Consider the following 12,168-nt stretch of genomic DNA (forward strand, 5'->3'; position numbering starts at 1 on the left):
AACAGGGAGCTATTCGATGAAGAGCCAATTCCATGAAAAAGGGCGCAACTTCATAGTTTGACCAATATCCGAACGATTATACAGGAGCACTTATTATTGTTCGTTTTTCATTGACTTTGCGTAGGGGGACTGCTACACTAAAGACGGTGAAAAAAACCTTGTTCGTCTGCCTGCACGATTAGATCTACGCAGGGCAGCTTCGAGTTAAGGTCGTTTTTCATGCCGAAAGGTAGGTGCCCTTCCTGCAGATTACTGCCGAGGAGACCTAGTTCCTTCGGTGAGTAGTGGAGGCTGAACACTTTAGTGCTTTAATGAAGTCCATTTTTTTCAGTGGTACGAAAGCCATAACGGCTCATTATGGGTGACTCGTCACCGTACGGAGGTAAGTGCATATGTCAACGGTTGTTGTTGTCGGAACGCAATGGGGAGATGAAGGGAAAGGGAAAATCACGGATTTCTTAGCGGAATCTGCTGAGGTTGTAGCTCGTTACCAAGGTGGTAACAACGCAGGCCATACGATTATTATCAGCGGCAAGAAGTATAAGCTGACGATGATTCCTTCCGGTATTTTTTACCAAGATAAAGCATGTGTTATCGGGAATGGTATGGTTATTAATCCCGCGGCACTCATTGAAGAAATTAATTACATTCATGATAATGGTTTTTCGACAAAAAATTTAAACATCAGTGACCGCGCGCATGTGATCATGCCGTATCATCTGGTGCTTGACGGTCTGGAAGAAGATCGTAAAGGCGATAGCAAAATTGGCACGACCCGCAAAGGGATCGGACCTTGTTATATGGATAAAGCAGCACGCAACGGGATTCGTATTGCGGATTTAATGGATGCGGAAGAGTTTGAATTGAAACTGAGACGCATCATCGCAGAGAAGAACGTATTGATCGAGCAAGTTTATGGTTCTACAGGTCTGGATGTAGAGCCGATTCTTAAGCAGTACCTTGAGTACGCAGAAATCATTCGTCCTTATGTAACGGACACTTCTGTCGTTCTGAATGAGTACATCGATCAAGGGCGCAGAGTTCTATTCGAAGGCGCACAAGGCGTTATGTTGGATATTGACCAAGGCACATACCCGTACGTAACTTCCTCCAACCCAACGGCTGGCGGCGTATGTATCGGATCCGGCGTAGGTCCAACGAAGATCCACAATATCATCGGCGTAGCCAAAGCGTACACAACTCGTGTCGGCGACGGCCCGTTCCCGACGGAACTCGACAATGAAGTTGGCGCTTGGATCCGTGAAAAAGGCTTTGAATACGGCACAGTAACAGGCCGTCCGCGCCGTGTTGGCTGGTTCGACAGCGTGGTTGTCCGTCACGCAAGACGCGTTAGCGGCATTACTGGCCTGTCTTTGAACTCCATCGACGTTCTGACAGGGCTGGATACGGTTAAAATTTGCACAGGCTACATGTACCGCGGCGAGCTTATCGAGCACTACCCAGCTAGCTTGAAAGCCATCTCAGAGTGTGAAGCTGTCTATGAAGAGCTTCCGGGCTGGACAGAAGATGTGTCTGGTGCGCGTACACTGAGTGACCTACCTGAGAATGCAAGACACTACGTTGAGCGAGTTTCACAGCTGACAGGCATTCCAATCGCGATTTTCTCTGTAGGCCGTAACCGTGAGCAAACGAATTTGGTTCGTCCAATCTACGCTTAATTCAATCGAGATAAATACAAAATCCTCTAGGCTCATCAGCAGCCTAGAGGATTTCTTTTTTGTCCATTGGGATTTAATGGGCACGATTTCGTCAATACTGGGAAGGAGGGAACAGATTTAAGCGTCAGGAGTGATAGAGAGAATGAAAGTATTAACGTGGCTGGGCAAAATCGTCATAAGTAGTGTACTTATTACATCAATCACGATGTTTACGACATGGTATGTTGTTAACATGTATGTAGAGGATATATTTCGACAATATCAGATACCGGCTTTGGGTAAAAAGATTCAATTTAGTGATTTTGCAGCAAGATTAGCAGGAGACTTGAATATAGTTATGCGTAGAGACGGGGGGAAGCAAGCTACCCCGGCGGAAACACCGCCGGCAGCTACGCCTAGTCCTAGTCCCAGCCCGTCTGGAAGCGTACCTGGTTCCAATTCGAGTGATGCCTTACATTCGGACGCAGGAACATCTGGTGAAGCGGCTTCCCAAGGAGTGAAGGATGATGATGCCGTAGCCGTCATGGGGCGTGTAAGTGATGCAAACGAGCAGAAGAAGGAACTTGTCATGTCGACCGAGGATTTCGCTAAGAAGAAAGAAGCGTTATCCAGCGATGATAAGATGAAAATATTTTCTCTTGTTGTTGCTAAGCTGCCGCAAAATGAGGTGCAGCATCTGTCTGCTTTGCTTGAGGACGGGATTACAACGGATGAGCTTAAGCAGGTCAATGATACGCTCAAGAAATATTTGAACGAGACGGAACTTCAACAGTTAACAGCAATCCTGAACAAGTACTAGTCTTCCTCATTCGAGATCTTGGATTAGCCCTAATGGAGCTGTCCGCCGAATTTCATAATCGTGTCCTCAGCTTGACGGTAGCGCGATTTCTCTACACAAACGATGAGCGCGTAAGAGGGTTCAGCTGCCGAAAAGCTATCAACCGATTGCAGTAAACCGCCGGCATAGTCGTCCGTATGTGGCTCACCGCCATAATTGAACTTGATATCCAGCACACCTTGAGATCTAAGGACTTCTGCTGTTTTCTCCATTGTAGACCGATCTGTGAACGTAGCTTCCAAATTAATTTCCATGCATAAGCTCCCCTTTCAATTTTTCACTCAAATTCGTCATTTCTCGTAATTGGGTGTAAATCTATTGGATTTATGTACAAAAAAATGAAACTTTAACGGCTTCTTTTGGCGGTGGACACGAATCTATCACATGGAGATCGAGTATTTTGTTGAAATAAGCAGAGAAAGTGTGTTAAATTTAACAAAAGGTAGATATCTTCACGGATATTATGTCTAATTAAGGTTTATTTATGTATTTTGGAGTAATTAATCATTAGGATGTATTTGAATAATTACTTCATGGATGCAAAACCGTTCAAAGGGAGAAGATCATGACAGGTTTCAGGGGTATGCGCTTTGTTCAGGATCTCATCAAGAGATTCGCGCCGAAGCGAGAAAGCTTGACCGGAAATGAATCAATATCAGACAAGCAGCTGGAAGAAGTATCGACAACTACGACGCTAACGGTAATCAAACGACATAAATGGTCTCTAGTTCTGGGAGTTGGTGCGGTAGCGCTAACAGGGGCAATTACGTTTGCAGGTCATCAGTATGTGCAAGCGAATATGGTAAATGTATATCACGTTATGCTCAACGGCAAAGAAATCGGCGTCGTGAGCGATAATAAATTGATTGATGAATATAAGCAGCAAAGACCAGAAGAAGTGCAAAAGAATTTCCCAGATGTTCATGTCGTTCTTAAGACAAACGGTGTCACCTACACGCCTGAAAAGGCTTACAATCCGGTGACGGAAGATTCAGCTGTGATCGCCACACTTAATAAGGCATTAGTGCCCCAACCGGTCGGGGTCGAATTGAAGGTAGATGGGAATACCATCGCGATTGTGAAGGATCAGCAAACGGCTGATCAGATTTTGGAACAAGTCAGTGCGCCTTTTACACCAAAAGCCAAGGAAACAACTAAGGTCTCTGTTCTATCTGCAAGCCAGGGCGAGGATATTTCCACTGCGCCGTCAGAGCTGGAGAAAGTGGAATTCGTTCAGAAAGTTGATAAAGTCGAAGTGCCGATTAATCCAGAAGATTTGGCTAAACCGGAAGATGTTGTGAAGAAGTTGACGACTGGCGATGTGACGCCTGCGAAATACACGGTAGTTGAGGGAGATTGCGTCTCCTGCATCGCGAAGAAATTAGGCATTACGAAGCAATTCATCTATGATAAAAATCCTGGTCTTCAGGATGATAAGCTGAAGATTGGCAATCAGCTTGATGTTACGGTGCTTAAACCCAAGCTGTCCGTCAAGACGACAGAGAAGATTGTGAAGAATCAAGAGATTCAATACGATACGGAGTATGTGCAAGATGATTCGCAGCGCGTAGGCGTCGTTCAACCGATTTCACCCGGCAAAAACGGGCTGAAGAAGGTGACGATCCAAGTGACGAAGGTCGATGGGTTAATGACCAACGAGCAGCTGGTGGACGAAGAAATTATTGATAAACCCGTTACGGCAAAGGTGAAAAAAGGGACCAAGGTCGTCAAAGGCGAAGGCACAGGAAAATTCGCGTGGCCTGTTATTTCCCCGAGTATTTCCAGTACGTTCGGCGTGCGTTGGGGCAAGCTTCACAAGGGAATCGATATTACAGGTAACAAAAACATCATGGCAGCCGACAATGGTAAAGTAACCGAAACAGGATATAAATCAGATTACGGCAATTATGTGATTATTAATCATTTGAATGGTTACGAGACGCTATATGGCCACATGAGCAAAATTATTGCTACCGAGGGTTCGATCGTTGAAAAAGGCGATGTGATCGGTATTATGGGTAGTACTGGCGATTCCACAGGTGTTCACTTGCATTTTGAAGTGCACAAAAGCGGCAGCTTGGAGAATCCATTGAAGTATTTAAATCGTTAATTTACATAGAGGCAAGGTCAAACCGGACAACTCGGGGGCCTTGTCTCTTTTTAGTTGAATATATGATAAAATAAAGGGTAGTATGCAAGGAATAGGACGACTTCGCAGTTTATCCTGGAGTAGGCGGTGGTAGGTTTGTTTGGGAAAATTCTCGTGGTGGATGACGAACAACCGATTGCAGATATTTTGAAATTTAATTTGGAAAAAGAGGGCTATCAGGTGGTCTGTGCCTATGATGGCGGAAGCGCTGTAGAGCTTGCGTTCTCCGAGCAGCCCGATCTTATATTGCTGGATCTCATGCTTCCCGTGAAGGATGGGATGGATGTGTGCCGGGAGGTGCGTTCGAAGCTGAACACACCGATTATTATGTTAACAGCCAAAGATACCGAGCTGGATAAAGTACTTGGCCTGGAGATGGGCGCGGACGACTATGTAACCAAGCCATTCGGCACAAGAGAGCTGCTGGCCCGAGTCAAGGCGCATTTACGCCGCCAGACGAAAGTACAGACAGCTCCGACAGAGTCGGATACACAGCGCAACGGGATGCGAATTCACGCTTTATTCATCGATAACGACATGTACATGGTGTATAAAGATGGGGTTCCGCTCGATTTGACGCATCGCGAATTCGAGTTGATTCAATATTTGGCCAAAAACTCCGGCAAAGTGATGACGCGCGAGCACCTGCTGCAAGCGGTGTGGGGCTTCGAGTATTTCGGCGACGTGCGCACCGTCGATGTGACGATACGCCGGCTGCGTGAGAAGCTGGAGACGGATCCAAGCCGCCCGGAGTACATCATGACGCGCAGGGGGCTTGGCTATTTAATGCGCAGCCCTAAAGCCGGAGGCTTCTGAGCATGAAGGGCATCCGCTTCTTTCAATCGATCCAAGCGAAGCTGATTATTGTGTATGTCCTGCTTATTTTGATTGCGATGCAGCTTATCGGGGTGTATTTCTACAAAACGGTGGAGACGTACTTCAAGAACGACTTCTTGGTTTCACGCAATAGCCAGGTTACGCTGCTGGCGGGTTTTGTGGGGTCTTACCTCACAGGAGATCAGGACAGCAAGAACGCTGCCGAAGGCAAGAAAACGTATGCGGATTTGAACGAGTTTGTTAGCAATTTATTTTCGATTAATAATGCTGAAATTCAAATTATAGATGCCAACGGGAACGTCATTAGCACGTCGGTTCCCAGTCATTTAAAGCAGAAAAATACGCAGCCGGAAGTCATCCGAGCGCTGCAAGGGATCAAGGACAACCAGCGGATCTTCACCGACGAGGATGGTTATCGGAAAGTCATCATCGCCAAGCCGGTGGGTAGCGGTGCTCGTGTGCTAGGCGCTGTCTATCTGATTGCATCCATGGAGGATGTCTATAAGACGATTCGTTCGATTAATCGCATCCTGATTTCGGGTACACTGATTGCGTTAGGATTAACGGCTATTCTCGGTGTCATCCTCACCAGTACGATTACGAATCCGATCAAAGAAATCACGAAACAGGCGACAGCGGTCGCCGAGGGGAATTTTGATCAACAGGTCATTATTCAAGGTACCGACGAGATCGGACAGCTTGGTCATACGTTTAATTTCATGATGAATCGGCTCAGGGAAGCCTTGTCCCTCAATGAAGAGGAGAAGGAGAAGCTGGCCTCCATCTTGACGAATATGAACGACGGGGTCATTGCAACGGATGATAAAGGCCATGTCATCGTCCTGAACCGCAGGGCGAAGCAAATTCTGCAGGCGGAAGAAGAGACGACAATCGGCCTCGATATCTCCAAGGTGCTCGGGATTCCGGACGAAACGATTCAAGGGCTGCTTCAGGGAGAGGTGCGCACGACGCTTCTCAATATTGAACTGCCGGATGATGATGAGCAGTTATCCGTAAGGATTACATTCACACCGATTCATCGCCGGGGAGAAGGCCAGAGCGGGATTATTGCGGTGCTGCAGGATGTAACGGATCAGGAGAAGCTGGAGCAAGCCAGACGCGAGTTCGTCGCGAACGTGTCGCATGAGCTGCGCACGCCGCTGACGACGATCAAGAGCTATCTGGAAGCGCTTGATGACGGCGCTATCGAGGAACCGCAGTTGGCCTCGCGCTTTATCAGCGTGACGCGCAGCGAGACAGAGCGGATGATCCGCTTGGTGACGGATCTTTTACACTTATCGAGGCTGGATTCCAAGCAATCGATGATGAGCAAGTCCACAACCCTTGTGAGCGAGATGCTGGAGGAAGTGGCCGATCGGTTTTCTTTTCAGCTGCAGCAGCGCAAGATTGAGATTGTGATTCGGGTTGAGAAAGGCGTAACCGGCCTGCTGCTCGACCGTGACAAAATAGATCAGGTTCTCGATAACCTGGTGTCCAATGCGATTAAATACACGGGCGATGAAGGCGCAATCCGTCTGGAAGCACGGAAAATCGAGAAGGATATGCTGGAAATTTCCGTTCAGGATAATGGGATTGGGATTCCGAAGAAGGATTTGACGCGCATTTTTGACCGTTTCTATCGCGTAGACAAAGCGCGTTCTCGGAATATGGGCGGTACAGGACTTGGGTTGTCCATTGCCCGGGAAATAGTCAAAGCGCATGGCGGTACGATTAGTTTAGAGTCCGAGTTGGGACAAGGGACCCGTGTTGTCTTTACGCTACCGATTCAGCAAGAGGAGGAGGATGAGCTATGATTGAGAGTTTAAAATCTATCGCGCTTATCATCCTGATTGGTACCTCGCTGTATCAAAGTTTTTTGCTGGCGTCGTACAGTCCGCCTAAGATTGAGCCAATTCAACAAAGTAACTATGTGCAGACAGAGACACTTGGGAAGCAGGCAGAGCTGCAGGATATGCTTTTTCCTGATCAAATCATTGTCCATTTGGGCAATCAACAGCATTCCGTACTGTATCCCACGAATTATTACTATACAAGACTGCTCGATAACATTAAGCAGCGGAGCTTTAGGGGCTTCCGCAAGACGTCGATGTATTTGGTGAACGTGAACTGGGAAGATGTTCGCAATAAGCAGCAAGGCGTCGAGATCCGGTTCCGGGACGGCATCCCGTTCACCATTTTGCAGCAGGTGCTGCGGATAGAAGGCGAGCTGCCGGCGGATAACGATAAAGTGACGCGGATATGGATTTACTCGAAAGGCAATAACGAAGATGTTCGCGCTTTCTTCTTTACGGATTCACCAGGCGTAGGGTATGAGGTAATCGGGGCCGATTTTACAAGTAAAGACGTGGAGAATTTTGCAGCCTTCGGTGATGTTACGAATCTGTACAAGACGACGAACAGCGGCGATTACTATCTTCCGGTGAAGGCGCTCAGGCTGCCGAGTTATACTTTCAATTACACCCTGCTTACAGCGGATCAATTGAAGCAAAGCCTGTTCGTAGATCCTGGCATCACCCGCTATCTCAAAGAGCGCGATGGATCGGAAATCTACACGGACAGCAAACGCGGTTTTCAGCTTAATCGTGACCTGCGGTGGATTACGTACTCCGACCCTGTGGCCCCTGTGGAGAGCAAAAGCGAAGTGCTCGAAAACTTGCTGGCCGGCATTAAATTTATCAACCAGCATATCGGTTGGGATGGTAAATATATGGTGGCTCGTACACCACAGAAGCAGCTTTTTGACAATCAGGCCTTCACGTTCCGTCAGTATTATGAATCTTTGCCGATTGTGACGTCACAACCTGAAGGCTATGGTTTTCTGAAAATGCAGGTACAGAAGGGAATCATCTCTGGATTCGAACGGTCGATGATTATTCCGGATCTGAAGACAGCTCAGCGGCGTGACGGGGAAATATTATCCGGTGACGCGTTAGAAGAACGGTTGCAGTATTATCAGCGGCGGTCCAGTATCGTCTCTATTTTTCCGGCATATCATCCGGTTGTCTCGGAAAAGACCCTCACGTTAGTCCCCGCATGGGCGTTGGAGCTGCGAGATGGCACGTATGATTTCATCGAATAAGGTTGATTAAAACTATCTTTATGGAAAGGTTGGTGAGACCATGAATTGGAGCAGGGCCAAAACGATCCTGATTTGCTCCTTTTTGCTGCTCAATATGATTCTTGGCTTCCAGCTGTGGTCCACCAATCGCTCCAATCAGACGGAAATCTCGCTAGACACGTCAGGGACGATCGAGGAGCTGAATCGCGCACTCCACAGTAAAAATATTCGATTAGCCGATGAATTGCCGACGGATGTTACGAAGCTGAAGGTTATTACGGTGAAATATGACGATAGTATAAAGCCTGGGGACAAGAAAATGTTGAAAACGCCGTTGAGCATGAGCGCGTTGCTAGGCAAAGGAGCAAGCAAAGAAGTTCAGGCTCAGTCGGAAATTCCGAATTTTAACCTGTATCAGCTGGATTCAGCGGTAAGAACGAATGGTACTTATGTATTTAATCAACTGTACGGCAAGCTTCCGTTATTTGATGTGACGGTAGAGCTGAATGAGGAAAATGGAGAAATTACCAGTTACCGTCAAGCCTACGTTGAAGTAGAATCAGGAGTAGAACAAACGGAGCAAAAGCTGATTCCCGCTCAGTTAGCGGTGCGCAGCCTTGTAGACAACTATTTAAGTGAAGGCTCGATTATCACGGAGGTCAGACTGGGGTACCATGGACAGCCTTACAATTCCCAGACACAGCCGATGTTCCCGCACTGGCGGATTACGATCGATAATCACGATATTTATTATCTGCAGGCGTTCAACGGCGCGGTGGAGTCTCCGCAAAAAGGGTCGGAGCCCGTTCCATTTGGAACACCAGAAGGTAGCAAACCGGGAAGTACAAGTAACAACGATGATAAGAACAAGCCAGATAAGAAGTAGATTGGTAGCGCAGCGTTTTACATAAATAACTAAAACATTTGTACATGAATGCATAGAGGAGCAGGGTAGGATGGGTATGAGGTTTACAGTGCTGTCGAGCGGTTCGACGGGGAATGCGACGGTCGTCGACAATGGGGAGACCAAGGTGCTTATCGATGTGGGCTTCAGCGCGAAGAAGATGGAGGCGTTGATGAAGGAACGCGAGCTTGCCGCGGATACCATAGACGCTATTGTGATCACACATGAGCATTCGGATCATATCAAAGGTCTAGGCGCGCTGGCGCGTAAGTATGATTTGCCTATTTATGCGAATGAGAAGACGTGGGTGGAATTGGACCGCCAAATCGGTGTGATTGCGGAAGAGAACAAGCGGGTTATGGAAACAGGCACCATCGAAGAATTCGGTACGTTGCGTGTGGAATCGTTCGGGATTTCGCATGATGCGGCGGAACCGGTGGGTTATTGCTTTTATGATGGGGAGCAGAAAATAAGTGTCGTCACGGATCTCGGTTATATGAGCGAGAAAGTGAAAGAGAAGATTGTAGATTCAGATGCTCTGGTGCTAGAGACGAATCATGACGTAGACATGCTGCGCGTAGGGCACTATCCTTGGAGCATTAAGCGCCGCATTCTCGGGGATAAGGGGCATTTATCCAACGAAGCCGCGGGAGAAGCGCTTTGTGACGTGATGACGAATAAGACGAAGTCCGTCTATATGGCCCATTTAAGCCGTGACCATAATTTAATGGATTTGGCCAGGCTAACGGTGAATAACATAGTACAAGAGCGCGCCCCGGAGTCTAAGCAGTTACGATTAATGGATACGTATTTTGACCGTTCTACGAAATGGGATGTATTGGATTCGGAGTAAGTGCAGCGTCGATTTCTTTGGATTTGAGCTGTATTTCCTGCGGTGTGATCAGGCCTTTATCAATCAGTGTTTGAATGAGAGATGAAAGTACGAGGGATTGGTGGTAAAGGCTGTCCTTGAGATCTGCGAGCTTCCCGATCATATTGATTTCGTCCATATGGGATGGAATTCGATTCATAATGTGCATTCTCCTTTGGTTTTCTAATTTAAAGTTACTGTTAACTCTAGTAATTCCTTGAGAGATTTGGTTTACTATTATTGTAGGCAAGAACGGAACGAAACATTCCTATTTTTTGCAAATATAAGATTCTGAGGCAAGAGCGGCATGACCCGCCCCCTGTCAGCAAGGAGGGACACCCTGTGAGTTTGTTTGATGATGATTTTTATTCGACCAAAAGAACCAAGCAGCGAGAGCCTGTGTGGCGTCCTAAACGGTCGGGAGGATTTGCAGGATTTACGGAACGCAGACGAAATGTGGCCCTTATCGCAGGTGTAGGCGGGGCTTTATCGATGCTTTTGCTTGTTGGCTTAGTTAGCGGTTTGGGTCAAAAGGAATCGCATTCCGATGCAATAGCGATACCGGCTGCAGTCGCGAATGCAGAGACGCGTCCTATGAACATCAACGACTCTGTCGTGGCGGCAACGGAGAAAATTAAGCCGGCTGTGGTCAGCGTGATCTCCTCCAAGAAGGATGATAAGGGTCAAGAGAGCGGGATAGGGATCGGATCGGGCGTCATTTTTTCCCGGAATGGGGATAAGGTGCGCATCGTAACCAATAGCCATGTTGTCGAAAATGGGAACCAGTTTGAAATCGTGAATTTTCAAGGTGAGCATCGCAAGGCTACGCTGGTCGGCCGTGACCGGATTACGGATTTAGCGGTTTTGGAAGCTGATGGCAAAGATATCAAGGTTATAGCGGAATTTGGCGATTCCGAGACGCTCCGCGCAGGCGAAATGGCGATTGCCGTCGGTAATCCGCTAGGGCTTGGCTTCTCGCCAACCGTCACGCAGGGCATTATTTCGTCACCGAAGCGAACGATACCGGTTTCTTTATCCCGCGAGGGTACGGATTATGACTGGGAGATGGATGTCATCCAGACGGATGCGGCGATCAACCAAGGTAACAGCGGCGGACCCCTGGTCAATATCGACGGTAAAGTGATTGGGATTAACTCTATGAAAATTTCGGATACCGGCGTTGAGGGGTTAGGTTTCGCGATACCTATTAATAGCGCTAAGCCGATAATCGATAACTTGATCACCGATCACAAGGTCAAAAGACCGCTGATGGGTGTCTCGACGCAGGAATTGCAAGCTTTTAAAGGGACGGATGTATTAAAGCTGCCCGCAGATGTGAAAACTGGAGTTATCGTCTTCGAAGTATCTGGCCCTTCCAAAGAGGCAGGTCTGAAACCGCAGGATGTCATCGTGCTGTTGGATGACCGGAAGATTGATAGTACGATCACGCTGCGTAAGTATTTATACAATGAGAAACATATTGGTGATAAAGTGAACGTGACGTACTATCGCGGCGGCAAGAAGATGAATGCGGTCGTAACGTTAGTGGAAGCAACAGATAAATAAGATATAGAAACAATGCGGATGAGAGGTAGTTGCATGCACGTAGTTTGTAAGGATCATGTGGAAATCGCGATTGATGAGTTTGTCGATGAATACGAGGAAGCGCCGGATGTTGTGGATTTGCTGAAAACCCACTTCGCGAACTGGGAGCCTCCTTCCCATTGTGAGCATTGCCAGGAGTTGGCGCGATTTCTAGTTGTATGAGGAAGGCTGAGGCCTTCCTTTTTGTTTTTGAATAGATTAAGAAA

At 47.5% G+C, this 12,168-nt stretch carries 12 protein-coding genes; 10 read left to right on the forward strand and 2 right to left on the reverse strand.

The genetic code is table 11. The annotated features are described in order from the left end of the window. The first annotated feature begins 392 nt into the window (after positions 1–392). On the forward strand, positions 393–1,679 hold the full coding sequence (locus tag ACUN27_RS00745) for an adenylosuccinate synthase (protein WP_315954353.1): 1,287 nt from the start codon (positions 393–395) through the stop codon (positions 1,677–1,679). Between the two features lie 142 nt (positions 1,680–1,821). Beyond that, positions 1,822–2,478, forward strand: a complete 657-nt coding sequence (locus ACUN27_RS00750; protein WP_315954354.1) for a hypothetical protein — start codon at positions 1,822–1,824, stop codon at positions 2,476–2,478. Between the two features lie 29 nt (positions 2,479–2,507). Here the strand turns inward: ACUN27_RS00750 and ACUN27_RS00755 are convergent, their stop codons facing one another. After that, a complete protein-coding gene (locus ACUN27_RS00755; protein WP_315954355.1) occupies positions 2,508–2,771 on the reverse strand; it encodes a hypothetical protein in 264 nt (87 codons plus the stop codon). Between the two features lie 311 nt (positions 2,772–3,082). On the opposite strand from ACUN27_RS00755, the gene ACUN27_RS00760 reads away from it, so the two are divergent. The 6 genes from ACUN27_RS00760 to ACUN27_RS00785 all read left to right on the forward strand — a co-directional run bounded on the left by ACUN27_RS00760 (position 3,083) and on the right by ACUN27_RS00785 (position 10,339). Beyond that, positions 3,083–4,627, forward strand: coding sequence for a peptidoglycan DD-metalloendopeptidase family protein (locus ACUN27_RS00760; protein WP_445558241.1), 1,545 nt, complete (start codon positions 3,083–3,085; stop codon positions 4,625–4,627). A gap of 135 nt (positions 4,628–4,762) precedes the next feature. After that, complete coding sequence (yycF, locus tag ACUN27_RS00765) at positions 4,763–5,482, forward strand: response regulator YycF (protein WP_127454036.1); 720 nt, start codon at positions 4,763–4,765, stop codon at positions 5,480–5,482. 2 nt (positions 5,483–5,484) lie between these two features. Continuing rightward, positions 5,485–7,317, forward strand: coding sequence for a cell wall metabolism sensor histidine kinase WalK (gene walK / locus ACUN27_RS00770; protein WP_315954357.1), 1,833 nt, complete (start codon positions 5,485–5,487; stop codon positions 7,315–7,317). After that, positions 7,314–8,603, forward strand: coding sequence for a YycH family regulatory protein (locus ACUN27_RS00775; RefSeq protein WP_445558242.1), 1,290 nt, complete (start codon positions 7,314–7,316; stop codon positions 8,601–8,603). The genes walK and ACUN27_RS00775 overlap by 4 nt, the downstream gene beginning before the upstream one ends. Before the next feature lie 40 nt (positions 8,604–8,643). Continuing rightward, the gene (gene yycI / locus ACUN27_RS00780; protein WP_315954359.1) at positions 8,644–9,468 is read left to right on the forward strand and encodes a two-component system regulatory protein YycI; all 825 of its coding nucleotides are present in this window, start codon (positions 8,644–8,646) and stop codon (positions 9,466–9,468) included. Positions 9,469–9,538: 70 nt separating this feature from the next. Next, the gene (locus ACUN27_RS00785) at positions 9,539–10,339 is read left to right on the forward strand and encodes an MBL fold metallo-hydrolase (protein ID WP_445558243.1); all 801 of its coding nucleotides are present in this window, start codon (positions 9,539–9,541) and stop codon (positions 10,337–10,339) included. On the opposite strand, the gene ACUN27_RS00790 is transcribed toward ACUN27_RS00785, so the two are convergent. Beyond that, positions 10,308–10,517 (reverse strand): hypothetical protein, encoded by a 210-nt coding sequence (locus tag ACUN27_RS00790; protein ID WP_235959445.1) that lies wholly within the window; start codon positions 10,515–10,517, stop codon positions 10,308–10,310. The genes ACUN27_RS00785 and ACUN27_RS00790 overlap by 32 nt on opposite strands. 182 nt (positions 10,518–10,699) lie before the next feature. Here ACUN27_RS00790 and ACUN27_RS00795 point away from each other — a divergent pair, with 182 nt between their 5' ends. Together ACUN27_RS00795 and ACUN27_RS00800 are read left to right on the forward strand one after the other, a co-directional pair. Further along, entirely contained in the window at positions 10,700–11,923 is a 1,224-nt protein-coding gene (locus ACUN27_RS00795; protein ID WP_315954360.1) for a S1C family serine protease, read from the forward strand. A gap of 33 nt (positions 11,924–11,956) precedes the next feature. After that, positions 11,957–12,124, forward strand: a complete 168-nt coding sequence (locus ACUN27_RS00800; protein WP_127454029.1) for a CxxH/CxxC protein — start codon at positions 11,957–11,959, stop codon at positions 12,122–12,124. Positions 12,125–12,168 lie beyond the last annotated feature (44 nt).

It is taken from the genome of Paenibacillus sp. WC2504 (genome assembly GCF_052682475.1).